21 protein-coding genes, 1 rRNA gene and 1 pseudogene are annotated in these 24,558 nt (G+C 68.3%); 16 read left to right on the top strand and 7 right to left on the bottom strand.

Going from position 1 to position 24,558, the window contains the following annotated elements; translation table 11 throughout:
- Nucleotides 1-118 precede the first annotated feature (118 nt).
- Both JAO84_RS23785 and JAO84_RS23790 read left to right on the top strand, forming a co-directional pair.
- Nucleotides 119-853, top strand: coding sequence for a DUF1707 domain-containing protein (locus tag JAO84_RS23785; protein ID WP_370414679.1), 735 nt, complete (start codon nt 119-121; stop codon nt 851-853).
- Between the two features lie 166 nt (nt 854-1,019).
- Nucleotides 1,020-1,403, top strand: coding sequence for a WhiB family transcriptional regulator (locus JAO84_RS23790; protein WP_265868770.1), 384 nt, complete (start codon nt 1,020-1,022; stop codon nt 1,401-1,403).
- 112 nt (nt 1,404-1,515) lie between these two features.
- Here the strand turns inward: JAO84_RS23790 and glpX are convergent, their stop codons facing one another.
- Nucleotides 1,516-2,550 (bottom strand): class II fructose-bisphosphatase, encoded by a 1,035-nt coding sequence (gene glpX / locus JAO84_RS23795; protein WP_370414680.1) that lies wholly within the window; start codon nt 2,548-2,550, stop codon nt 1,516-1,518.
- Nucleotides 2,551-2,677: 127 nt separating this feature from the next.
- Here glpX and JAO84_RS23800 point away from each other — a divergent pair, with 127 nt between their 5' ends.
- Nucleotides 2,678-3,202: a DUF4245 domain-containing protein gene (locus JAO84_RS23800; RefSeq protein ID WP_370414681.1), complete on the top strand. Its 525-nt coding sequence runs from the start codon at nt 2,678-2,680 to the stop codon at nt 3,200-3,202.
- An 85-nt stretch (nt 3,203-3,287) separates the two neighbouring features.
- On the opposite strand, the gene JAO84_RS23805 is transcribed toward JAO84_RS23800, so the two are convergent.
- The 4 genes from JAO84_RS23805 to JAO84_RS23820 form a co-directional block, all read right to left on the bottom strand.
- Nucleotides 3,288-3,878, bottom strand: coding sequence for a malonic semialdehyde reductase (locus JAO84_RS23805; RefSeq protein WP_370414682.1), 591 nt, complete (start codon nt 3,876-3,878; stop codon nt 3,288-3,290).
- Between the two features lie 199 nt (nt 3,879-4,077).
- A complete protein-coding gene (locus tag JAO84_RS23810) occupies nt 4,078-4,341 on the bottom strand; it encodes an exodeoxyribonuclease VII small subunit (protein WP_370414683.1) in 264 nt (87 codons plus the stop codon).
- 87 nt (nt 4,342-4,428) lie between these two features.
- A complete protein-coding gene (gene xseA / locus JAO84_RS23815; protein ID WP_370414684.1) occupies nt 4,429-5,640 on the bottom strand; it encodes an exodeoxyribonuclease VII large subunit in 1,212 nt (403 codons plus the stop codon).
- Nucleotides 5,641-5,720: 80 nt separating this feature from the next.
- Complete coding sequence (locus tag JAO84_RS23820) at nt 5,721-7,079, bottom strand: APC family permease (RefSeq protein WP_370414685.1); 1,359 nt, start codon at nt 7,077-7,079, stop codon at nt 5,721-5,723.
- Between the two features lie 89 nt (nt 7,080-7,168).
- Here JAO84_RS23820 and JAO84_RS23825 point away from each other — a divergent pair, with 89 nt between their 5' ends.
- A complete protein-coding gene (locus JAO84_RS23825) occupies nt 7,169-8,176 on the top strand; it encodes a 4-hydroxy-3-methylbut-2-enyl diphosphate reductase (RefSeq protein WP_370414686.1) in 1,008 nt (335 codons plus the stop codon).
- A 30-nt stretch (nt 8,177-8,206) separates the two neighbouring features.
- Entirely contained in the window at nt 8,207-8,947 is a 741-nt protein-coding gene (ppgK, locus tag JAO84_RS23830; protein ID WP_370414687.1) for a polyphosphate--glucose phosphotransferase, read from the top strand.
- Nucleotides 8,948-8,985: 38 nt separating this feature from the next.
- Here the strand turns inward: ppgK and JAO84_RS23835 are convergent, their stop codons facing one another.
- Complete coding sequence (locus JAO84_RS23835; RefSeq protein WP_265868757.1) at nt 8,986-9,612, bottom strand: DUF6542 domain-containing protein; 627 nt, start codon at nt 9,610-9,612, stop codon at nt 8,986-8,988.
- 208 nt (nt 9,613-9,820) lie between these two features.
- Here JAO84_RS23835 and ychF point away from each other — a divergent pair, with 208 nt between their 5' ends.
- The gene (gene ychF / locus JAO84_RS23840; RefSeq protein WP_370414688.1) at nt 9,821-10,909 is read left to right on the top strand and encodes a redox-regulated ATPase YchF; all 1,089 of its coding nucleotides are present in this window, start codon (nt 9,821-9,823) and stop codon (nt 10,907-10,909) included.
- Nucleotides 10,910-11,099: 190 nt separating this feature from the next.
- Nucleotides 11,100-11,825: a LuxR C-terminal-related transcriptional regulator gene (locus tag JAO84_RS23845; RefSeq protein WP_370414689.1), complete on the top strand. Its 726-nt coding sequence runs from the start codon at nt 11,100-11,102 to the stop codon at nt 11,823-11,825.
- Between the two features lie 53 nt (nt 11,826-11,878).
- Here the strand turns inward: JAO84_RS23845 and JAO84_RS23850 are convergent, their stop codons facing one another.
- Nucleotides 11,879-12,703, bottom strand: a complete 825-nt coding sequence (locus tag JAO84_RS23850; protein WP_370414690.1) for a UbiA prenyltransferase family protein — start codon at nt 12,701-12,703, stop codon at nt 11,879-11,881.
- A gap of 553 nt (nt 12,704-13,256) precedes the next feature.
- On the opposite strand from JAO84_RS23850, the gene JAO84_RS23855 reads away from it, so the two are divergent.
- The 9 genes and pseudogenes from JAO84_RS23855 (at nt 13,257) to JAO84_RS23895 (ending at nt 24,380) form a co-directional block, all read left to right on the top strand.
- The gene (locus tag JAO84_RS23855; protein ID WP_370414691.1) at nt 13,257-14,105 is read left to right on the top strand and encodes a sugar phosphate isomerase/epimerase family protein; all 849 of its coding nucleotides are present in this window, start codon (nt 13,257-13,259) and stop codon (nt 14,103-14,105) included.
- Nucleotides 14,089-14,757 (top strand): cupin domain-containing protein, encoded by a 669-nt coding sequence (locus JAO84_RS23860; protein ID WP_265868749.1) that lies wholly within the window; start codon nt 14,089-14,091, stop codon nt 14,755-14,757. The genes JAO84_RS23855 and JAO84_RS23860 overlap by 17 nt, the downstream gene beginning before the upstream one ends.
- A 3-nt stretch (nt 14,758-14,760) precedes the next feature.
- Nucleotides 14,761-15,927, top strand: coding sequence for an FAD-dependent monooxygenase (locus JAO84_RS23865; protein ID WP_370414692.1), 1,167 nt, complete (start codon nt 14,761-14,763; stop codon nt 15,925-15,927).
- Entirely contained in the window at nt 15,906-17,690 is a 1,785-nt protein-coding gene (locus JAO84_RS23870) for an FAD-dependent oxidoreductase (protein WP_370414693.1), read from the top strand. The genes JAO84_RS23865 and JAO84_RS23870 overlap by 22 nt, the downstream gene beginning before the upstream one ends.
- Nucleotides 17,687-18,754, top strand: a complete 1,068-nt coding sequence (locus JAO84_RS23875; RefSeq protein ID WP_370414694.1) for a methyltransferase — start codon at nt 17,687-17,689, stop codon at nt 18,752-18,754. Before JAO84_RS23870 ends, JAO84_RS23875 begins: the two co-directional genes overlap by 4 nt.
- Nucleotides 18,755-18,784: 30 nt before the next feature.
- Nucleotides 18,785-20,014 (top strand): MFS transporter, encoded by a 1,230-nt coding sequence (locus tag JAO84_RS23880; protein ID WP_370414695.1) that lies wholly within the window; start codon nt 18,785-18,787, stop codon nt 20,012-20,014.
- Between the two features lie 170 nt (nt 20,015-20,184).
- Entirely contained in the window at nt 20,185-21,975 is a 1,791-nt protein-coding gene (locus JAO84_RS23885; RefSeq protein ID WP_370416851.1) for an acetolactate synthase large subunit, read from the top strand.
- Nucleotides 21,972-22,202 (top strand): annotated as a pseudogene (gene ilvN / locus JAO84_RS23890) (acetolactate synthase small subunit); the annotation flags it as partial. The gene JAO84_RS23885 and the pseudogene ilvN, both read left to right, overlap by 4 nt.
- Nucleotides 22,203-22,854: 652 nt before the next feature.
- Nucleotides 22,855-24,380, top strand: a 16S ribosomal RNA gene (locus tag JAO84_RS23895).
- The last annotated feature ends 178 nt before the right edge of the window (nt 24,381-24,558 follow it).

Raw genomic sequence — 24,558 nt, forward strand, 5'->3', positions numbered from 1 at the left:
TCCGCCGGCCCTCCGCCGGTCCAACCGGACGCCACCGGTGGCCGGTTCGGGGGAGTTGTCCACAGGACACGGGGGCTCCCCCTAGTCGCGATCTATCGCGTTTCGCTAGGCTGAGGTCGTGGACCTCGAAAAGCAGCCCCAGCAGCCGGTCGCCCCCGCCGAACCCGCCCCGGCCCCGGCCCCGGCGCCCACCCCCGCGGCCCGGCCCGACTACGCGGATCCGCAGGGCTCGCTGCGCGCCTCCGACGCCGACCGGGACCGGATCGCGGACATCCTCCGGGACGCGCTGGCGGAGGGCCGGCTCGACGCCGAGGAGCACTCGGAGCGGATCGACGCCGTCTACCGGGCCAAGACGGTCGGCGAGCTGGAGCCGATCGTCCGGGACCTGCCCGCGGCCCGCACCGGCCAGGCCCCGTCGTCCGCCACCCTGTGGGGCTCCGAGGAGCCCGAAGGCCCCGCGGACACCATGGTCGCGGTCTTCTCCGCCTCCACCCGCAAGGGCCGCTGGCGGGTCGGCCGCCGCACCAACGCCTTCTCGCTGTTCGGCAGCATCGAGATCGACCTGACCGAGGCGATCTTCGCCCAGCGCCTCACGACCATCAACGCCACCTCGATCTTCGGCAACGTCGAGATCCGCGTCCCGGAGAACGTGACGATGCGCGGCAGCGGCACCGGCATCTTCGGCAATTTCGAGGTGGTGACCCTGGAGGGCGCCGACCCGCAGGCCCCGGTCGTGATGGTCAACGGCTACTCGGTCTTCGGCAACGTCGAGGCCCGTCCCAAGCGCGGCAAGTGGGTCACCGACCTGCAGAACCTCGTTCAGGACAAGTTGCGCAAGCACCTCGGCCACTGACGCCCGCGTTCCGCTCCTCCCGGCCGGCCCGGCGGTGACCGGATTTCGCCGTCCGCTGTCCGCGCTGCGGAACACCACGGCACGCAGTGCATAGGCGCGCGCACAGCGGGTAGGGCTCGTGCATCGTCGCTCGCTCGCCCGCGGAAGCCGTCGTCAGGAGTAGACCGTGCTGCACACGCCGCATCAGCCCCTCCGGGTCGCCGCCGCCGTGCCGCCCCAGCGGATCCCCGCTCGGGAGGACGAGGCCGGTCCCTGGCACACGGAGGCGGTGTGCCGGAGGGACGAGGCCGGACTCTTCTTCGCCCCCTCCAAGGAGCCGACCGCCGCCCGGCTCTCCCGCGAGGAGGCCGCCAAGCGGGTCTGCGCCCGCTGCCCCGTGATGGTCGACTGCCGCGAGCACGCGCTGCTGCAGCCCGAGCCGTACGGCGTGTGGGGCGGGCTCACCGCCGCCGAGCGCCGTGTCGTGCTCGCCCGGCGCCGCCGCCGCGAGGTCGAGCTGCGCAAGGCCGCCGCCGCGGAGCGCGCCGAGCGGATCGCCCAGGCCGGCTGACGGGTCCGGCCGACAGGACCGCTTTCCGCGTCCGTACGGGTACGAGAAGGGGCGCCCCCACCGCACATGGGGGCGCCCCTCTTCGTACCGCCGCCGGATCCGGCGGACCGGGCTACTTGGCCCGGTCGAAGTCGATCTTGCTGTAGGCGCGCAGCTTGGCGAGCCGGTGCGTCGAGTCGATCTGGCGGATCGTGCCGGACTTCGAGCGCATCACCAGCGACTGGGTGGTCGCGGTCTCCGAGCGGTAGCGCACGCCGCGCAGCAGCTCGCCGTCGGTGATGCCGGTGGCGACGAAGAAGACGTTGTCGCCGGAGACCAGGTCGTTCGTGGAGAGCACCCGGTCCAGGTCGTGCCCGGCGTCCAGGGCCTTCTGCCGCTCCGCCTCGTCCTTCGGCCACAGCTTGCCCTGGATCACACCGCCCAGGCACTTTATGGCGCAGGCCGAGATGATGCCCTCGGGCGTGCCGCCGATGCCCATGAGCAGGTCGACGCCGGTGCCCTCGCGGGCGGCCATGATCGAGCCGGCCACGTCGCCGTCGGAGATGAACTTGATCCGGGCGCCGGTCTCGCGGATCTCCTTGACGATGCCCTCGTGGCGCGGGCGGTCGAGGATGACGACGGTGACGTCCTCGGCGTTCATGCCCTTGGCCCTGGCGACCCGGCGGATGTTCACCGAGACGGGCGCGTTGATGTCCACGAAGTCGGCGGCCTCGGGGCCGGTGACCAGCTTGTCCATGTAGAAGACCGCGGACGGGTCGAACATGGAGCCGCGGTCGGCGGCGGCGAGGACGGCGATGGCGTTCGGCATGCCCTTGGCGTTCAGGGTGGTGCCGTCGATCGGGTCGACCGCGATGTCGACCTCGGCGCCGGTGCCGTCGCCCACGCGCTCTCCGTTGAAGAGCATCGGGGCCTCGTCCTTCTCGCCCTCGCCGATGACGACGACGCCGTTCATCGAGACGGTGGAGATCAGGGTCCGCATGGCGTTCACGGCCGCCCCGTCGGCGCCGATCTTGTCGCCGCGGCCGACCCAGCGGCCCGCGGCCATCGCGGCCGCCTCGGTCACACGGACCAGTTCCAGGGCGAGGTTGCGGTCGGGAGCCTCGGGCGAAACCTCGAGCTCGGGCGGCAACAAGTGGTGCTCGGTCATCGGAGCGCACCTTTCTGTACGGCGACGGCCGGAAATAAGGAGGGTGCTAGGACTCTATCGTCAGGTCGACAAATTGAGCAGAGGGCCCCACGTATGAGCACGAACCCTTGATGCGACCATAAGGGGCGTGGCAGGTATGCGAGGCAGGCAGACGGTACGCGGGATGTTCCAGTCCCTCGCGGTGATCATGGTCGCCGCGGGCGTGATGTATCTCTTCATTCCGCACGACGAGAAGGCCGACCCGGTCGAGGCGAAGGACTACCGGGTCGAGCTCCTGACGGCCCAGCGGGCGGCGCCGTACCCGGTGCTGGCCCCCCAGGGCCTCGGCGACGACTGGAAGGCGACGGTCGTCTCGTACAAGCGCGAGGAGCACGACGCCTGGCGGCTCGGTTTCCTGGACCCGGACACCCAGTACGTGGCCGTCCAGCAGTCCACCGAGGACCCGAAGAAGTACGTGCCCAAGGTGACCATGGAGGCCAAGAACACCGGGAAGACCCGGTCGGTGGGCGGCCGCGAGTGGCAGCTCTGGGAGGGCCCGAAGTACGACGCCCTGGTGCGTTCCGAGGGCGGCGCGACGACGGTCGTGACGGGCACGGCGTCGTTCGACCGGCTGGCGCAGATGGCGGGCGCGCTGCAGCCGCAGAAGGTCTGAGCGCGGGCCGCACGGCATGACGAAGGGCCCCGGTGCGATGCACCGGGGCCCTTCGTCATGCCGTGATCGGTCTGATCAGTCTGGATCAGACGGTGGTGATGACCTCGTCGAAGGCCAGCCGCGGGGAGCGCGGGAACCAGGCGTCCTCGCCCGGCTTGCCGATGTTGATCACCATCAGCGGGGTGTGGTCGTCGTCCAGGAACTCCTTCTGGACGCCGGCGAAGTCGAGACCGGTCATCGGGCCGGCGGCCAGCCCGGCGGCGCGGACGCCCACGATGAAGTACGCGGCCTGGAGGGCGGCGTTCAGCAGCGCGGAGCCCTCACGGACCGGACGCTCCGCGAAGAACATGTCCTTGGCCTGCGGGAAGTGCGGGAGCAGGGCCGGGAGCTCCTCGTGGAACTCGTTGTCGGCGGAGAGGATCGCGACCAGCGGGGCGGAAGCGGTCTTGGCCTGGTTGCCCTCGGCCATGTGCTTGACCAGACGCTCACGGGCCTCGGGGGAGCGGACCAGGGTGATGCGCAGCGGGCTCTGGTTGAAGGCGGTGGGGCCGAACTTGACCAGGTCGTAGATCGCCTGGACCTGCTCGTCGGTCACCGGCTCGTCGGTGAACGTGTTGGCAGTGCGGGCCTCGCGGAAGAGGAGGTCCTGGGCGGCGGGGTCAAGAGCGAGAGACATGCTGCATACCTTCCGGACTGCAAGGGGTTCGCCCGTCGGGATTCGAGCGATGTCTCGACAGTACGTCCGGAGTAGGTGAAATTTCAACTATCCGAACCGGATAGTGATCCGCTTCACAGACCCGAGTGTACGTGCCCGGCGGGACGCCTGCGGACCCGCCCGTCACGTCCGTCCCGTCACACCCCGCCCGACCGAGCCGTCACTCCCCGTCGGACGCGGCCTCGCCGCCGCCCTCGCCCTCGGTGCGCTCAGCCGCCAGCGAGGCGTCGAGCCGGGCCCGGGCCCCTTCGAGCCAGTGCCGGCACACCTTCGCCAGCTCCTCGCCGCGCTCCCAGAGCGCGAGCGACTCCTCCAGGCTCGTGCCGCCCGCCTCCAGGCGCCGGACGACCTCGATGAGCTCGTCACGCGCCTGCTCGTAGCCGAGTGCGGTCGCAGTCTCTTCGGTGCCGTTGCGCGCTGCCATGGGTTCCACCTTCGTCTGTCAGGTCGTCTTGTTCGTTCGATGCTTTTCGGCCGGATACGGAAGCCGCGCCCGTCGGTCGTCCGCCCGTCAGCCGTCCACGCGCCGGACGGTGAACTCGCCCGCCGCCACCCGGGCCCGCAGCTCCTCGTCCGCCGCGACCTCCGCCGGGTCCCGCACCACCGAGCCGTCGGCGCGCTGGAGCACCGCGTAACCCCGCTCCATCGTGGCCGCCGGGGACAGCGCGCGGACCCGGGCCCGGGTGTGCGAGAGCTCCGAGTCGGCCCGGTCGAGCAGATGCCCGAAGGTACGGCGGCTGCGGGCGAGCAGCGCGTCGAGCTCGTCCTCGCGGACCTCGACCATCCGCTGCGGGTGCTCCATGACCGGCCGGGCGAGCGCGTGCGCGAGCCCCCGCTCCTCCCGCTCCAGGAGCCCCCGTACGGCGCGCAGCGCCCGGTCCCGCATCCCGCGCACCCGGTCCAGCTCCTCGCCCACGTCCGGCACCACCTTCTTGGCGGCGTCGGTGGGCGTGGACGCCCGCAGGTCCGCGACCAGGTCGAGCAGCGGCGAGTCCGGCTCGTGGCCGATCGCCGACACCACCGGCGTACGGCACTCCGCCACCGCCCGGATCAGCTGCTCGTCCGAGAACGGCAGCAGGTCCTCGACGCTGCCGCCGCCCCGGGCCACCACGATCACGTCGACCCCCGCGTGCGCGTCGAGCTCCCGCACCGCCTGGATCACCTGCGGCACGGCCTTCACGCCCTGCACCGCCACGTTCCGCACCTCGAACCGGACGGCGGGCCAGCGACGCCGCGCGTTCTCGAGCACGTCCCGCTCGGCCGCCGACGCCCGGCCGCAGACCAGGCCGATCAACTGCGGCAGAAACGGCACCGGCTTCTTCCGGTCGAGCGCGAACAGTCCCTCCGCGGCCAGCGTCCGCTTCAGCATCTCCAGGCGCGCGAGCAGCTCGCCGATCCCGACCGGCCGTATCTCCGCGGCCCGCAAAGACAACTGCCCCCGCGGCGCGTACCACTCCGGCTTCGCGTGCACGATCACCCGGGCGCCCTCGGACACGACGTCCGCGACGGCGTCGAAGACCTGGCGATAGCAGGTGACATTGATCGAGATGTCGTACGACGGATCCCGCAGCGTCAGGAACACCACGCCGGCCCCCGGCCGCCGCGACAACTGCGTGATCTGCCCCTCGACCCAGATCGCCCCCAACCGATCGATCCACCCCCCGATCAGCCGGGACACCTCACCGACGGGGATCGGCGCTTCCGCTGACGTGTTCAGACCCATGCACCGAGCGTAACGGGAGGGTCGGACACCGTAAGTCCGCCGTGCGGGGCCCACCCCACCCCACCCCATCCCACCCCACCTCACGGCATCGGCCGCCGCACCCCCTGCATCGCGAGCACCACAAGCCCGATGCCGAACCAGATCACACCCACCACCTGCGCCGAGGGGGACGCCTCCACGATCACCGCGATCAGGATGGCCGCGCCGAGGACGGGCGCCACGACGTGCGGCAGCCAGCGGGGCGGGCCGGCCATGCGGCGGACGGCGAACCAGCTCACCACGCTCGCGTGCAGCAGCACGAAGGCGGTGAGGGCGCCGATGTCGACGACCGAGACCAGATGGTCGAGGCCGTCGTCACTGCGGGCGGCCCACACCGCCGCGATCATCGTGACCGTCGCCGAGACGAGCAGCGCCACCCGCGGCACGCCGGAGTCGGTACGGGCCAGGAGGTGCGGCAGGCGCCGGTCCCGGCCCATTGCGAAGAGCAGCCGGCCGCCCGCCGCCTGCCCGGCGAGCGCCGCGAAGGCCGCGCCGATCGCCTTCGACACCGCCACCAGGTCGTGCAGCCACCCGCCCACGGACGTGTCCACCGCGTCGTAGAACGCCGAACCCTGCCGCGCCGGCTCGACCGCCAGCTCCGCCGACGAGACCGGTTCGAGCAGCGCCACCAGCCAGGTCTGCGCCACGAACAGCGCACCCGCCAGCACCAGACAGAACAGCACCGCCCGCGCCACCTTCGACGGCCCGCCGGTCACCTCCTCCGCGAAGGAGGCGATCGCGTCGAAGCCGAGGTACGACAGCACGGCCACCGACACCGCGCCGACGACCGCCGCCACCGAGAAGCCCCCGTCACCGGTCAGCGGCGACCACCAGTCCCGCTGCGGCCCGTTCCGTACGAGCACGACGACCGCCGAGACCACGAAGACGAGGAGCACCACGAGCTCCATCGCGAGCACCGCGAAACCGACCCGGGCCGCGGCCCGTACCCCCCACAGGTTCAGCAGGGTCGTCACGACCACCGCGATCCCGGTCCACACCCAGCGGTGCACCTCGGGGACCAGCGCCTCCATCGCGATGCCGGCGAAGAGATACGCGACCGCCGGGATGAGGAGGTAGTCGAGCAGCGCCATCCACCCGGCCACGAAACCGGGGCCCTCGCCCAGCGCCGTACGGGCGTACGTGAAGACCGACCCGGCCCGCGGCGCGACCCGCACCATCTGCGCGTAACTGAAGGCCGTGAAGCCCATGGCGACCGTGGCCACCACGTACACGAGTGCGACCGCGCCATGCGACTTGGCGTCGAGCGTGCCGAACACGCCGACCGGCGCCATCGGGGCGATGAACAGGAGCCCGTAGACCACCAGGTCGCGAAAGCCCAGATTCCGCCGAAGCCCCTCGTGGTCGGGTGCTTCGTCCCGCACCTGGGATTCCTCAGCCATGGCGCAAGTCTCGGCCACGCCGCAAGGCGAACCGCTGATCAAAACGCCGACCGGAACGCCGATCAGCCACCCACCCGCGCGGCCTTACGATGGGGACCATGACTGCGACGCCCGCCGCCAACCGCCCGAAGCGTGTCCTGCTCGCCGCTCCCCGCGGCTACTGCGCGGGCGTGGACCGTGCCGTGATCGCCGTGGAGAAGGCGCTCGAACAGTACGGCGCCCCGATCTACGTCCGGCACGAGATCGTCCACAACAAGTACGTCGTCCAGACCCTGGAGCGGAAGGGCGCGATCTTCGTCGACCAGGCGACCGAGGTGCCGCCGGGCAACATCGTGATGTTCTCCGCCCACGGCGTCGCCCCGACCGTGCACGAGGAGGCCCGCGAGGGCCGCCTGAAGACCATCGACGCCACCTGCCCGCTGGTCACCAAGGTCCACAAGGAGGCCGTGCGGTTCGCCAACGAGGACTTCGACATCCTCCTCATCGGCCACGAGGGCCACGAGGAGGTCATCGGCACCTCCGGCGAGGCCCCCGACCACATCCAGCTCGTCGACGGCCCCGAGGACGTCGCCAAGGTCGAGGTCCGCGACCCGTCCCGGGTCGTCTGGCTCTCCCAGACCACGCTCTCGGTCGACGAGACCATGGAGACGGTGGACGCGCTCAAGGAGAAGTTCCCCGAGCTGATCTCCCCGCCCTCCGACGACATCTGCTACGCCACGCAGAACCGCCAGACCGCCATCAAGGAGCTCGCCGGCCAGTCCGAGCTGGTCATCGTGGTCGGCTCCAAGAACTCCTCCAACTCGCAGCGCATGGTCGACGTCGCCAAGCAGGCCGGCGCCCCCGCCGCGTACCTGGTCGACTTCGCGAGCGAGATCGACGAGGCCTGGCTGGAGGGCGTCACCAGCGTCGGCCTCTCCTCGGGCGCCTCGGTGCCGGACGTCCTCGTCCAGGAGGTCCTGGAGTGGCTGTCCCAGCGCGGCTACGTGGACGTCGAGCTGGTCAAGACCGCCGACGAGTCGCTGACCTTCTCCCTCCCGAAGGAGCTGCGCGACCAGGACCTGCGCGCCAAGGCCGCGGCCCTCGTCGAAAACGAGTGACGGAGCGCTCCGGCCCGTAACGTTGGGTCCATGAACGTCTTCGGAGTGGACATCGGCGGATCGGGCATCAAGGGCGCGCCCGTGGACCTCGGCCGCGGCGACCTCGCCCAGGAGCGCCACAAGGTGCTCACCCCGCAGCCCGCGACGCCCGACGACGTCGCGGGCCGCGTCGTCGAGGTCGTCGAGCACTTCGGCTGGTCGGGCCCGGTCGGCGTCACCTTCCCCGGGGTGGTCACCGGCTCCACCATCCGCACCGCCGCCAACGTCGACAAGCGCTGGATCGGCGTCGACGCGGGCAAGCTGCTCGCCGACCGCCTCGGCGGGCTCCCGGTGACCGTCCTCAACGACGCCGACGCCGCCGGCATCGCCGAGATGACCTTCGGCGCGGGCCGCGGCCGCAAGGGCACCGTCATCCTGCTGACCCTCGGCACCGGCATCGGCTCGGCCGTCTTCGTCGACGGCACCCTGGTCCCCAACACCGAGCTGGGCCACCTGGAGCTCAAGGGCCACGACGCCGAGAAGCGCGCCTCGTCGAAGGCCCGCGAGGACGAGGACCTGAGCTGGGAGCACTGGGCGACCCGGCGGCTGCAGAAGTACCTGGCGCACGTGGAGATGCTGTTCTCGCCGGAGCTCTTCATCATCGGCGGCGGCGTGAGCCGCAAGGCGGACAAGTTCCTGCCGCTGATCGAGGACATCCGCGCCGAGATCGTCCCGGCGGAGCTGCAGAACAACGCGGGCATCGTGGGCGCGGCGATGGCGGCGAAGGGATAGGGGGCCTCTCCCTGCTCCTGCCTCGGCCCCTGCCTCTGCTAGCCGCGCTCGGGGGCCGGGCGGCGTACCGGGCGTACGGGCTTGCCGCCGCCGGCTGCCGCGGCGGCACGCTGACGGCGCCCCATGTCCCGCACCTTGCGTACGCTCGCGATGACACCGGCGACGAGAGTGCCGCCGTACAGCCAGCCCGCGTGCACGGCCAGCGCCGTGACCAGGGCCATCGCCTGCCCGCCGACCCCGCCCGTACCGCCGGAGATCGGCACCACGCCCACGGCGAACGCGATCGGCACGCTGATCGGCGCGGTGACCAGGTCGGCGGTACGGACCCACAGCGCGGTCAGCGCGCTGACCGGCAGGAACAGCAGCCCGTAGGCGAGCGGTGAACCGTCGAGGATCAGCCAGTCCAGAAAGCCGATCACCAGCATCACGGCGGACGCGAAGAGCCCGGCGCCGAGCCCGGTGAGCCGCGGATTGGGCAGCCGGCGCAGCGCCACCACGACGGGCGGCGCGGGCCGCTCCACCCGCGGCCGGCCGGGCCGGGGCCGGGCGGCCACGCGGTACACCGCGGCACCCTCGACCAGCGCGCCGGGCGGCGTCACGGGGCCCTGCGGCCGGCCCGCGGCGGGTCGGCGGGGCTGCGGCTTACGTGTCTTGTGCTGCTCCACCCCACCAACGTAGGTCGGAACGGCCCGGGAACCCCGTACGGGACACGCCCTTTGGGTGACCTTGGCGCGAAGAGGGCCGTCCTGGCCGGGTCGGTCCGCCCGGGGTCACGGTCCGGGGCACCCCTCGGTGCGAGCGGCGGGACCCGGACGCGCGCCCCGTAAACTGGGGGATCGCCCCACCTCCACTCCTCATAGGGAAGTCGCCACCGTGTCGCTCACGATCGGAATCGTCGGCCTGCCGAATGTCGGCAAGTCGACCCTGTTCAACGCCCTGACCAAGAACGACGTGCTGGCGGCCAACTACCCGTTCGCCACGATCGAGCCCAACGTCGGCGTCGTCGGCGTCCCGGACCCGCGCCTGCAGCAGCTCGCCGACATCTTCGGCTCGCAGCGGCTGCTCCCGGCGACGGTCGACTTCGTCGACATCGCCGGCATCGTGCGCGGCGCGAGCGAGGGCGAGGGCCTGGGCAACAAGTTCCTCGCGAACATCCGCGAGTCGGACGCGATCTGCCAGGTCATCCGGGCCTTCAAGGACGAGAACGTCGTGCACGTCGACGGCAAGGTCTCGCCGAAGGACGACATCGAGACGATCAACACCGAGCTGATCCTCGCCGACCTCCAGACCATCGAGAAGGTCCTCCCGCGCCTGGCCAAGGAGTCGCGGATCAAGAAGGACATCGGGCCCAAGGTCGCGGCCGTCGAGGCGGCGAAGGAGATCCTGGAGCGCGGCGACACCCTCTTCTCGCAGGGCGTCGTCCAGGGCTCGGAGAAGGCGGAGCTCCTCCACGACCTCCACCTCCTCACCAGCAAGCCCTTCCTCTACGTCTTCAACGTCGACGAGGACGAGCTGACGGACGAGTCCTTCAAGGACGAGCAGCGCGCCCTGGTGGCCCCCGCCGAGGCGATCTTCCTCAACGCCAAGCTGGAGGCGGACCTCGCCGAGCTCGACGAGGCGGACGCCCTGGAGCTCCTGGAGTCCGTCGGCGCCGAGGAGCCCGGCCTGGCCATCCTCGCCCGCGTCGGCTTCGCCACCCTCGGCCTCCAGACCTACCTGACGGCCGGCCCCAAGGAGTCCCGCGCCTGGACCATCCCCCAGGGCGCGACGGCCCCCGAGGCCGCCGGTGTCATCCACACCGACTTCCAGAAGGGCTTCATCAAGGCCGAGGTCATCTCCTTCGCCGACCTCCTGGAAGCCGGCTCGGTCGCCGAGGCCCGCTCCAAGGGCAAGGCCCGTATGGAGGGCAAGGAGTACGTCATGCAGGACGGCGACGTGGTGGAGTTCCGCTTCAACGTGTAGCGGCTGCCGTGTCACGACCTCCCTGACCTGCACAAGTACAGGTCAGGGAGGGGCCGACGCCGTGGGGTCGGGCCCTCGGGGCGCCGAGGCATGGGGTGGGGGTGTTCGGTATCGTGTTCGGAACGATCATCGTCACACTGGGCTGCGGCCTCGAACCGCTCGTTCGAGAGGGCTGTAGCAGGGAGGGCCTTTGCGTTACCCGGCTGCGGCGCAGTTTCTGCGTAACGCGATACCGGACGTCATCCATGCCTATCAGCTGGCGTTGAGGACGGTCCGCAGCCCCCTGGCCATGCGCAAGGAGGCGTGGCCGAAGTGCCGCGACCAGGCGCAGGCGATCGTGGAGGACTGTGTCGCGCGACTGACCGGCGACGGGCCGCTCGAGTCGGCCGAAGCCTGGCGGTACTCGCATCTCGTGGGCACCGACCGGGCCAACCAGGGAATCGCGGTCGCCGAGTCGGTGCGTGCGGTGGAGATCCTGTGGAACGCCATGCAGCCGACCATCAACGCCGCCGTGCAGCACGAGGCGCCCGCGCGACGGGCCCCCGCGCTGTTGCTGATCAGTACCGCCTTCCGCTCCAGCGCCGGAAGCCGGCTCTACGCGGGCGCCGTCGGCTACGGCGGGGCCACCACCCGGACCACCGACCGGACTACCGACCCCCTGCCGAACGATGACGACACCGCGGCCGCAGAGGGCGTCTCCGAGGCGGCGCCGATGCACGCCGGGGTGGGCGTGGCGTTGTCCCGGCGCGAGAAGGAGGTGCTCGAGGGGGTGGCGAAGGCGATGACCAACAGCCAGATAGCCCGCCAGCTCGGCATCACCACGGCGACCGTGAAGCGGCATCTCAACAACATCTACGGCAAGTTGGGCGCCGTGTCCCGCATCGACGCCGTCAACAAGGCCTTCGGGCGCTACTGACCTGCGGACCGCTGTACGGACCGCCGCACGGACCGCTGTACGGGCGGCCACGGTCACGCGGGTCCGTGCAGCAGGAGCGCGAGCAGCATCGTGATGTTCGCCGCGAACTGGGTGCACATGAACACGCGGTACGCACCGCGGCGGGCCTTCCTGTCGCCGTCGGCGGCCCTGGCCGTACGGATGATCCCCGCCACCAGGCAGACGGCGCCGATCGCCACGGGGACCGCTCCGGCCAGCGTCAGCGGAGCCCAGACGAGCGCCGCCAGTACCCCGCCCGCTCCGACGAGGAGAGCGCCCGCCACCGCGACCGCGCGGGCCCGGGCGGCACCGTGGCGCACGGCCACGGTACGGCGCCCGCCGACGGCGTCTCCCTCGACGTCACCGAGGTCCTTGACGACCGCTCCCACCAGGGCCATCCAGGCGCTCATCACCGCGGCGAAGACCAGTCCGGAAGGGCCGAGTTCGCCTCCCACGGCCACGGCACCCGCCGCGAACGAGGTCCAGCCGAGTCCGAACACCACCACCGCGCAGGTGCTGCTCCAGCGCTTCGCGGGAAACGGCGGCGCCGAATAGAGCCAGCCAAGGAGCAGGAACAGCGCCACCCACAGGGTGAGTCCGGGGACGTACAGGGACAGCAGAAGGGACCCCGCGGCCACGACCGCGGTGAGCAACGCGGCCGTACGCTCCGGCAGATCGCCCCGGGCGATCGGACGGGCGGACCCGTTGGCGCGGTCCTCCTTGACGTCGAGCACCCCGTTGACGAGGTAGGCGGCCACCACGGCCAGCCACCAGACGAGGACCCCGGCCGCCAGGTGCGGTCCGTCCGCCAGATCCCGGGAGACGAAGGCGGCGCCCACCGCGAACCGTGTGAGGAACACGAGTTGGACCACGGGCCGTGCCTCGACCAGGCTCAGACGCGCGTAGCGGAGGCCGCGGCAGAGCGGAGCACGAGGCCGCGAAACACGAGGCCGCGATTCGGGGAGGAGAGCTCTGCCGGAGGTCACTGTCACGGCGTTCAGCCTACGAGGAATGTGTCGTCCCAGGCCGTGACTGCATCCAAGGGTGTACGCAGACCCTCGCCCGCGTCTTTGCCCTCGTTCTCGCCCGCGTCCTCGCCCTCGTCCTGATCGCGGTCGCGGGCTCGGCCCCGGGCCCGGTGCATCCTTGGGTGCAGTTCCGCCTGCCCGCCGCTCCTGGTTGACATCGTATGGGTCGACCGAGGAAGCAGGAGAGAGTCATCAGTGGCCGGCATCAAAAATGCTCGGCGTGTGACTGCCTGTCTGCCAGAGGCCGCCTGAAACCGCTCGCCGGAACACCGCCGGCGGATTCAGGCCGGTTTGGAACCGGTTTCGATGTAGCTGCCTGCCGACTGCGAACGCAGCTATCGATCTGCACTGTGACGTGCCGTTCCACTATCGGGAGGTAAGCGAAGTGGATTACTACATGGGTACGGTCACCCTGGGTGGCTCGCTGCCAGACAAAATGGAAGCAATCGCCGACGCCGGCTTCTCTGGTATCGAATTGATGGAATGGGACCTGCAGGGATCCTCGGTTCCCGTCGCCCGAACCATGGCGGAAGACCTCGGCCTGGAGATCATCAATTATCAGCCGCTCAGGGATTTCGAAGGCGGCCCCAGGGAGCAGCTGGCGCCCAAGTTGGACCGGATCGAGCGAATCTTCGACTCCATGGAGCAGCTGCGGACCAGCACGCTGATCCTGTGCAGCAACGTCAGCGACGTTTCGGATCTCGACGACGAAGAGGTCGCCGAAGACCTGGCGCTCCTGGGCGAAAGGGCCGCGGCCAGAGGGATTTCCATCGGTTACGAGGCGCTGTCCTGGGGGCTGCGGGTCAATACGTTCCGTCAGGCCTGGAGAATGATCGAGCTCTCCGGCGTCGGAAATATAGGTCTGGTACTGGACAGCTTTCACACCCTGGCCCTGAACGACCCTTTCGAGGACCTGTCCGACGTGCCGCCGGAGCGCATCGCGCTGATCCAGGTCTCGGATGCTCCCCGCATGGGGCTGGACGTGAAGTCCTGGAGCCGGCATCACCGCTGCTTGCCGGGTGAGGGCGATTTCGATGTAGCCGCGTTCCTGGCGCCTGTGCTGGCCAACGGTTATGACGGCCCGATCTCGCTCGAGATATTCAATGATCATTACAAGATGCGGCCCCCCGCGCCGCTGGCGCGACAAGGCATGACCGCCCTGCGCGAGGTCACGTCGACGGCGATGGTGCCGGCTCCCCGAGAAGGAAGGCAGTTCCATGAGCACCGAATATGAAGTATTCGACTTCCCGGAGATCGAGCCCGGCCCCGAGAAGCCGTTGGTGCTCGGCCCGGCGGGCGAGGTCTTCAACTTCGTGCAGACCGGCGAGAGCAACGGCGGCAAGTTCCTGTTCTCCAAGTTGACCGTGCCGCCGCACGTCGGCCCGCCGCCGCACATCCATCACCGTACCGATGAATGGTTCTACGCGCCCAACGGCGGATTCAGCATCTTCATGGGGCCCAACGAGTTCCCTGACCTGGACATCACGCCGGGCGACGGTGCCGACAAGGAGACCGTCGTCATGCTGCCGATGCGCCCGAAAGAACTGCTCTACGTTCCGCGCAACTACACGCATGGTTTCGTCAATACGACACACACCAACCAGGAGATGTGGTTGGTCTGGTCGCCGGACACACCGGAGAGCTCCATCCTCCCGTACTTCATGAACGCGGGAAAGGTCGTGACCAGCAAGCAGGACATCACGGAGCCGGACTTCCTGTCCCGTATCCGTCTCGTCTCCATGGCACGCGACTACGGCATCAATCAGAGCGCGGACTTCTGGGACTTCGTCAAGGACGTCGTGGAAGACCGGCCCGAATGGCTGCCGAGCGACAGTCGCGCGAGGCTGCTGAACCTGTTCCACGACGAAATCGAGGCGCAGGCGTAGCCCATGGGCATCGACAACAAGACCTCGATCGCCATCGTCGGCGGTGGATTGGGCGGAGCCGCGACGGCCGCGTTGCTGCAGCAGGCCGGCCATTCCGTGGCGGTGTTCGAGCAGGCGCGCACGTTCGAGCCCGCCGGCGCCGGGATCCATCTGACGCCCAACGTGACGCGCATCCTGGGCCATGTCGGGATCGGCGACGCGCTCGTCCGGTCCGGACACCTGCCCGATTCATTCACCAGCCGGAACCTGACATCGAATTCCGTCAGGTGCGCACTGCCGCTCGGTGACCAGGTGAAGGAGAGGTACGGAGCTCCCTATCTCACCGTCGGCCGCGGCGTCCTCCATCGAGAGCTGCTCGGCGCCCTGCGTCCGGACACCGTGCAGTACGACAAGCGACTGGTCTCGCTCGACGACCGCGGCACGGACGTGCGGATGCACTTCGCCGACGGAAGCACCGCCGAGGCCTCCTGCGTCATCGGTGCCGACGGTCTGGGGTCTCGGGTCCGTGAAGTGATGCACGGCGCCGAACACCCCGGCTTCTCCGGCCAGATCGCGTACCGGGCGACCGTGCCCGCGCACACCCGAGTCCCTGTCGACAGACGGTGCATCACCAAGTGGTGGGCCGACGACAGGTTTGTCATCGGCTACCCGACCGACTCCCGGAGCGGTGACTACTACTTCGTCGCCGGCGCGGCGGCCGACACCTGGCCGCATCCGCAGTCCTGGGTCGACGGCGACAAGGACGAGATGCTGGCCGCCTTCACCGGCTCCTGCGACGAAGTCCTCAGCCTGCTCCACGCGGCTCGGTCCCTGACCAAGTGGCCGCTCTTCGAGCGCCCGCCGATGCAGCAATGGGGACGAGGGCGCATCGCGCTCCTCGGCGACGCCTGCCACCCCATGAGGCCGCACATGGCCCAAGGGGCGGCCATGGCCATCGAGGACGGCGTGCTGCTGCTGCGCTGCCTGGAAGCCGAGAACGAGATCGAGGCCGCGTTCTGGCGCTACGCCGAGAGCCGCAAGCAGCGCACCGCTCGGATCCAGGCCGTGTCCGCCGAGAACTCGTGGCTCAAGGACGCCGAAGACCCGGCCTGGGTCTTCGGCTATGACGCGACGACCGTCGATCTACATGAACCCAGGAGACATTCCACGTGTACGACACTGACGTCCTGATCGTCGGGAGCGGTCCGGCGGGGTCCTCCGCAGGACTGATGCTGAGCACGTACGGCATCGAGAACCTCGTGATCACGAAGCACCGCTGGCTCGCCGACACTCCGCGTGCGCACTACAAGAACCAACGCACCATGGAGGTCTTCCGCGACCTGGACGTGGCGGACGAGATCCTCGCCAAGGCCTCACCCAAAGAAGTCATGGGCAATGTCGTCTTCTGCACCAGCCTGGTGGGCGAGGAGCTGGGGCGACTGCCCTACGGCGCCAACAGGGCACAACGGCAGAGCGATTACGCGCTGGCCAGCCCGGCCGAACACTGCGACCTGCCGCAGACCCTGCTTGAACCCATCCTGCTGTCCAATGCCGCCGCGCGCGGCAGCCATGTCCGGTTCGACACGGAGTTCCTGCGCCTCGACCAGGACGAGCACGGTGTCACCGCGCAGGTCCTGGACCGGCTGAAGCGCGAGCGCTACGAGATCCGCGCCAAGTACCTGATCGGGGCGGACGGCGGCAACAGCCTCGTGGCGGAGCAGATCGGCCTGCCCATGGAAGGCCACATGGGGCTCGCCGGCAGCATCAGCATCATCCTGCACGCGGATCTCTCCCACCTCGTGGCACACCGTCCCGGCTACCTCTGGTGGATCATGCAGCCGGGTGCCAACGTCGGAGGCATCGGCATGGGCCTCCTCCGCATGGTCCGGCCGTGGAACGAGTGGCAGATCGTGTGGGGCTACGACATGAGCGCCGGCGAGCCCGACGTCTCCGAGATCGACGCGGTCGGCATCGCCCGTCAACTGATCGGCGACGACTCGGTGGACATCACCATCCGCTCGGTCTCGACGTGGACGGTGAACCAGCAGTACGCCACCAAGTACTCCCGGGGGCGGGTGTACTGCATGGGCGACGCGGTGCACCGTCATCCGCCGTCGAACGGCCTGGGCTCGAACACGTCCATCCAGGACGCCTACAACCTGGCGTGGAAGATGGCGATGGTCCTGAAGGGGCAGGCGTCGGACCGACTCCTGAACACCTATGACCAGGAACGCGCGCCGATAGGCAAGCAGATAGTCGAACGCGCGAACAAGAGCATCGAGCAGTTCGGCGGCATCTTCTCCGCACTCGGCTTGGACGCGAACCTGGACGCGGAGCAGATGCGCGTCAACATGTCCGTCCTGAAGGAGGCCTCCGCGGCGGGCGCCGAGAAGCGCAAGATGTTGCGCGAGGCCATCGAGCTCAAGTCGTACGAGTTCGCCACGCAAGGCGTCGAACTCAACCAGCGCTACGCGTCGGATGCCGTCTGCCCGGACGGTACGGCGCAGCCCGCCTGGCAGCGCGACCCCGAGCTGTACTACCAGGCGTCCAGCCGGCCCGGCGCCCGCCTGCCGCACGCGTGGCTCGACCGGCAGGGTACGCAGGTCTCGAGCCTGGACGTGGTGGGCAAGGGCAGGTTCACCTTGCTGACGGGGCTGAACGGGCAGATCTGGCTCCAGGCCGCCCAGCGTCTTTCGGAAGAGCTCGACATCGAGATCGCCGCGCATGTCATCGGCCCCGGACACGCCCTGCAGGACCTCTACGGCGACTGGGCAGACGTCACGGAAATGCCCGAGGACGGCTGTCTGCTGGTGCGTCCGGACGCGTTCGTCGCCTGGCGCAAGGAGGACTCCTCCGCGGCCGTGGACTCGCTCCGCGCAGCCTTGCGCCAGATTCTCGGGAATGCGGCGGCCCGTCCACACGTGGTGATGAACGAGGAGAAGAAGGTCGCATGACCATCCAGACGTCTTTCCAGGCGGAACCCGCCGAGCGCGAAGGTACCGAGACCGGGGCAGCGGCTGCCGGTGACATTCGCAGGATGCAGGAACTGATCCGCGGCATGGCGGTCACCCAGATGATCGCCGCGGCCTGCGAAGTCGGACTGCCCGATGCGATGGACGACGACGCGACCTCGCTGGCGACTCTGTCCGAACAGCTGAAGGTGCACGCCGGCGTCCTGACGCGGCTTGCCCGAGCACTGTCCTCCTACGGCATCTTCGACGTCGACGCGGACGGCGGAATTCGCCACAACGAAGCCTCCCGCCTGCTGAGGACCACCACGGCCGGCCCCTCGCTCCACTGGGCCGCGCGATTCTGGGGGATGCCGGGCATCTGGCGGTCCTGGGGAGCGCTGAGCCATTGCGCCCGTACCGGCGAGGAAGCGTTCTCGCACGTCAACGGGCAGGACTTCTTCGCCTACATGAACGGAAGCCCTGAAGAGGAAGCGCTCTATCAGCGCTACATGGCGAGCGGATATCCGGGACGCTACGCGGCGATCGCCGACGTACTCGCGGTGGCTCCCGGCGAACGAGTGATCGACGTCGGCGGGGGAACCGGAAGCCTGGCCCGGACCATTCTCGAACGGAATCCGGACGCGCGAGCCGTCCTGTACGACCAGGCCAGCGTCATCTCGGCCCTGCCCGAGGCACCGGGGGACGCCCGACTGAGCACGCGCGCGGGCAGTTTCTTCGACGAGGTACCCACGGGAGGAGACATCTACATCCTGTCGTGGATTCTCCACGACTGGCCGGACGAGAAGGCGGAGTCCATTCTCCGCAACTGCCGCAAGGCGATGAGCGCCGGCGCCCGACTCGTCGTCGTGGACCGCGTCCTGCAGGAGTCCCCGAAGGACTGCGATCCGCTCGACCTGGTGCTCGATCTGCAGATGCTGGTCCTGCACGGAGGGCGTGAGCGCACCCTGGACGACTTCACGCGACTCCTGAACGCGGCAGGCTTTTCCGCCCCTCAGATCCTGTCCGCGCGTCCGGAATTCGCGGTCGTCCAAGCATGTGCCGTGTGAACGTCGATTCCCCATCCTGTCGAGAGAGCAATGACCACTGAGAGTGCAACAAGCCGGGCGGCGCAGCTCGGCATGTCACGCGGCCTGACCTTCCTGATGGCCGTGGCCTGCGGCGCGGTCGCGGCCAACATCTACTACGCGCAGCCCCTGGTGGCGTTGATCGGCCCCGACGTGGGCCTGAGCGCGAGCGCCTCCAGCCTCGTGGTGACCCTGACCCAGATCGGCTACGGCGTCGGCCTCGTCGTACTGGTTCCGCTGGGCGACATCTTCGAGAACCGCCGTCTCATCATGGTCACCCTGGCGGCCTGCATGGCGGCGCTGCTGAGCGCGTCGGTCGCATCGAACGCCGGCCTGTTTCTCGCCACTTCGCTGATCATCGGCCTGAGTTCGGTCGTGGTGCAGATGCTGGTGCCCTTCGCGGCCCATCTCGCCCCGGAAGAGAGCCGTGGACAGGTCGTCGGCAACGTCATGAGCGGCCTGCTGATGGGAATCCTGCTCGCGCGTCCCGTGGCCAGCATGACGACCGACCTGCTCGGCTGGCGTGCGATCTTCGCCATCTCCGCCGGCCTGATGCTGGTGCTCGCCGTCACCCTGCGTTCGGTCCTTCCGGAACGGAAGCCGAGCACCTCCGTCCCCTACCTGGCGTTGCTGGGGTCGATGGGGCAGCTGCTCGTCCGCACGCCGATCCTGCGGCGACGGGCGTTCTACCACGCCATGCTGTTCGGGGCGTTCAGCCTGTTCTGGACCGCCGTGCCACTGATCCTGGCGAGCCCGGCGTGCGGTCTGAGCCAAGGCGGAATCGCCCTGTTCTCCCTGGCGGCGGTGCTCGGCGCCTTCGTCGCGCCGGTTGCGGGCCGTATCGCCGACCGCGGTCTGACGAAACCCGCGACGGGCATCGCGATCCTGACCGTCGTGGCCTGCTTCCTTCTGGTGTTCGCCAGTGGCGGCCACGTCGTCGCGGCCCTGTTCGTCGCGGCACTCCTGCTCGACGTGGGGATCTCGTGCAACCTCGTGCTGGGGCAGCGCGCGATCTTCTCGCTGGGGCCGGAGATCCGCAGTCGACTCAACGGCCTCTACATGGCGATTTTCTTCCTCGGAGGCGCGATCGGATCCGCCGTGGCCAGCTCGGTGTACGCGTCGTACGGATGGGCGGGCATAGCCTGGTGCGGCATCGCCTTCCCGCTGCTGGCCGGCCTCTACTATCTGACCGAATTCATGCCCCGGGGATTGGCGTCCGCACACAGCGAGAAGATAAGCTGAAACCTCGCATTCCCGTGGTCTACCGCGGGAACTTGCTTGAGCCGTCACGAACGGATTCGCTCTGCTCCGACGAGAGTTCTGATCCCTCGGAGCCGCCGAGCGCGTAGTCGTCACCCGACACCGCTCTTTGCGCGCCATCTTGTAGTACTTCCGGACTTACCGTCCGACTGCTGAATTCTGCGCGCTGTCCTTCGAATCAGTATTCGAGTCAAGCCAATAGGAACGAGCAGATGACCGAACAGATGACAGGTGCTCAAGCCCTGGTCAGGGCTTTGGAGCACGTCGGAGTCGACACCGTGTTCGGATATCCGGGCGGCCATATCCTCCCCGCCTACGACCCCCTCTACGACTCGACCAAGGTCCGCCACGTACTGGTCCGGCACGAGCAGGGCGCCGGACACGCCGCGGAAGGCTATGCCCAGGCCACCGGCAAGGTCGGCGTCTGCATGGCCACCTCCGGCCCGGGCGCCACCAATCTGGTCACCCCGATCGCCGACGCGTACATGGACTCCGTCCCGATGGTCGCCATCACCGGCCAGGTGTCGAGCAGCATGATCGGCACGGACGCCTTCCAGGAAGCCGACATCTGCGGCATCACCCTTCCGATCACCAAGCACAACTTCCTGGTGACCGACGCCGACGACATCGCGCGCACCATCGCGGAAGCCTTCCACATCGCCTCCAGCGGCCGTCCCGGTCCCGTACTGGTCGACATCACCAAGGACGCGCTGCAGGCCGCCACCGAATTCCACTGGGAGCCGACGACGCACCTGCCGGGCTACCGGCCGGTCACCCGGCCGCACGCCAAACAGATCCAGGAAGCGGCCAAGCTGATCTCCGAGGCCGAGTGCCCGGTGCTGTACGTCGGCGGCGGCGTGCACAAGGCCGGCGCCTCGGCGGAACTGCTCCGCCTGGCAGAGCTGACCGGTATTCCGGTCGTCACCACGCTGATGGCCAGGGGCACCTTCCCCGACAGCCACCCGCTCCACATGGGGATGCCCGGCATGCACGGCAGCGTCTCGGCGGTGGGCGCACTGCAGAAGGCAGACCTGCTCATCGCCCTGGGCGTGCGGTTCGACGACCGGGTCACCGGGCAGCTGTCCTCGTTCGCACCGCGGGCCAAGGTCATCCACGCGGACATCGACCCGGCCGAGATCTCCAAGAACCGGGTGGCGGACGTCCCGATCGTGGGCGACTGCAAGGAGGTCATCGGCGCCCTCGTCCAGGCGATCGACCGCCCCGGGGACTACACCGAGTGGCGTGGGCTCCTCGACCGGCTGAAGGAGACCTACCCGCTGGGGTACGAGGACTTCGCGGACGGCTCGCTGGCTCCGCAATACGTCCTGGAGAGGCTCAGCTCCCTCGTCGGGCCGGACGCCCTCTACGTGGCCGGCGTCGGCCAGCACCAGATGTGGGCGTCCCACTTCATCGGCTTCGAGCGGCCCGGCGCCTTCATCACCTCCGGCGGCCTGGGCACGATGGGCTTCGCCGTGCCCGCCGCGATGGGCGCCAAGATGGGGCGGCCGGACACGGTCGTCTGGGCCATCGACGGAGACGGCTGCTTCCAGATGACCAACCAGGAGCTGGCCACCTGCACGCTCGAAGGCGCGCCGATCAAGGTCGCGGTCATCAACAACGGCAACCTCGGCATGATCCGCCAGTGGCAGTCGCTCTTCTACGACCAGCGGTACTCCAACTCCGATCTGCGGACGGCCCAGCGCGTCCCCGACTTCGTGAAGCTGGGGGAGGCCTACGGCTGCGTCAGTCTGCGGTGCACCCGGCCCGAGGACGTGGACGCCACGATCGCCAAGGCGATGGAGATCAACGACGTGCCGGTGGTCATCGACTTCGTGGTCCACGAGGACGCCATGGTCTGGCCCATGGTCCCCGCCGGGACCAGCAATGACGACATCAAGATCGCCCGGGACATGACTCCGAGGTGGGAGAGCGACGACTCATGAGCACACACACCCTGTCGGTCCTCGTCGAGGACAAGCCCAGCGCGCTCACCCGGGTCACCGCCCTCTTCAGCCGGCGCGGCTTCAACATCGACTCCCTCGCCGTCGTCCCGGCCGAGGCGGACGGCTTCTCCCAGGTCACCCTCGTGGTCGACGCGGACGACACACCGCTGGAGCAGGTGACCAAGCAGCTCGACAAGCTCATCAACGTACTGAGCGTCACGGAGGTCGCCCGGGACTGAGCCGCGACGTCCGTCCGGCCCGGACGCAGGTCAGAAGGGGTCGGCTCCTCCGGGGCCGGCCCCTTCGTCATCGTGAAGTTGACACGGGGTTTCCCCGTCCGTAGTGTTCTCCGAGTTGTCCGACGTGAGCACCGACCCCGGTCGGCCCCGGACAGCCATTCCGCAAGAACCATCAATGCCTGACGGTGTCGATTCGTCGCGCCGTCCTGTGTTTCCGTGCGTTTTTGCGAGATGAGGAATCCGCGTTCGAAGTTCTGAACGCCGGCCCCGATTAGCGTCGGAGCCGGGGAATCCGCTAGAGTCTCACTCGTCGGAACGGCCCAACGGCCGGGAAGACAAATCCCGCTGACTGGGAATCAGACGCCGAAAGGATCTGATAGAGTCGGAAACGAAGGAAGCGCCCGGAGGAAAGCCCGCGAGGGTGAGTACAAAGGAAGCGTCCGCACCTTGAGAACTCAACAGCGTGCCAAAAATCAACGCCAGATTAGTTGATACCCCGTCCATCTTCGGATGGTCGAGGTTCCTTTGAAAAAGTCCACCCCTTGTGGGTGGCGCACAGCGAGGACGCTGTGAACAGTCGGCCACATTCCGGCATGACTGTTCCGCTCTCGTGTGTGTTGCACCGGATTACCGGTAAACATTCACGGAGAGTTTGATCCTGGCTCAGGACGAACGCTGGCGGCGTGCTTAACACATGCAAGTCGAACGATGAAGCCCTTCGGGGTGGATTAGTGGCGAACGGGTGAGTAACACGTGGGCAATCTGCCCTTCACTCTGGGACAAGCCCTGGAAACGGGGTCTAATACCGGATACGAGTCTCGAGGGCATCTTCGAGACTGGAAAGCTCCGGCGGTGAAGGATGAGCCCGCGGCCTATCAGCTTGTTGGTGAGGTAACGGCTCACCAAGGCGACGACGGGTAGCCGGCCTGAGAGGGCGACCGGCCACACTGGGACTGAGACACGGCCCAGACTCCTACGGGAGGCAGCAGTGGGGAATATTGCACAATGGGCGAAAGCCTGATGCAGCGACGCCGCGTGAGGGATGACGGCCTTCGGGTTGTAAACCTCTTTCAGCAGGGAAGAAGCGAAAGTGACGGTACCTGCAGAAGAAGCGCCGGCTAACTACGTGCCAGCAGCCGCGGTAATACGTAGGGCGCAAGCGTTGTCCGGAATTATTGGGCGTAAAGAGCTCGTAGGCGGCTTGTCACGTCGGGTGTGAAAGCCCGGGGCTTAACCCCGGGTCTGCATCCGATACGGGCAGGCTAGAGTGTGGTAGGGGAGATCGGAATTCCTGGTGTAGCGGTGAAATGCGCAGATATCAGGAGGAACACCGGTGGCGAAGGCGGATCTCTGGGCCATTACTGACGCTGAGGAGCGAAAGCGTGGGGAGCGAACAGGATTAGATACCCTGGTAGTCCACGCCGTAAACGTTGGGAACTAGGTGTTGGCGACATTCCACGTCGTCGGTGCCGCAGCTAACGCATTAAGTTCCCCGCCTGGGGAGTACGGCCGCAAGGCTAAAACTCAAAGGAATTGACGGGGGCCCGCACAAGCAGCGGAGCATGTGGCTTAATTCGACGCAACGCGAAGAACCTTACCAAGGCTTGACATATACCGGAAACATCCAGAGATGGGTGCCCCCTTGTGGTCGGTATACAGGTGGTGCATGGCTGTCGTCAGCTCGTGTCGTGAGATGTTGGGTTAAGTCCCGCAACGAGCGCAACCCTTGTCCTGTGTTGCCAGCATGCCCTTCGGGGTGATGGGGACTCACAGGAGACCGCCGGGGTCAACTCGGAGGAAGGTGGGGACGACGTCAAGTCATCATGCCCCTTATGTCTTGGGCTGCACACGTGCTACAATGGCCGGTACAAAGAGCTGCGATGCCGTGAGGCGGAGCGAATCTCAAAAAGCCGGTCTCAGTTCGGATTGGGGTCTGCAACTCGACCCCATGAAGTCGGAGTTGCTAGTAATCGCAGATCAGCATTGCTGCGGTGAATACGTTCCCGGGCCTTGTACACACCGCCCGTCACGTCACGAAAGTCGGTAACACCCGAAGCCGGTGGCCCAACCCCTTGTGGGAGGGAGCTGTCGAAGGTGGGACTGGCGATTGGGACGAAGTCGTAACAAGGTAGCCGTACCGGAAGGTGCGGCTGGATCACCTCCTTTCTAAGGAGCACAGTACCGATTGCGAGCAAACGTCTCGCACGGTCAGCTCATGGGTGGAACGTTGATTAGTTGGCGTGAGTGGCCTGATGGTCTTCCTAGTACTGCTTCGGCGTGGAACGGAACGGCACGGACGGTGCTCACGCTTGGCACGTTGTTGGGTATCTGAGGGTACGGCCGA

Origin of the sequence: Streptomyces fradiae (genome assembly GCF_041270065.1) — a bacterium.
GTDB lineage: Bacteria > Actinomycetota > Actinomycetes > Streptomycetales > Streptomycetaceae > Streptomyces.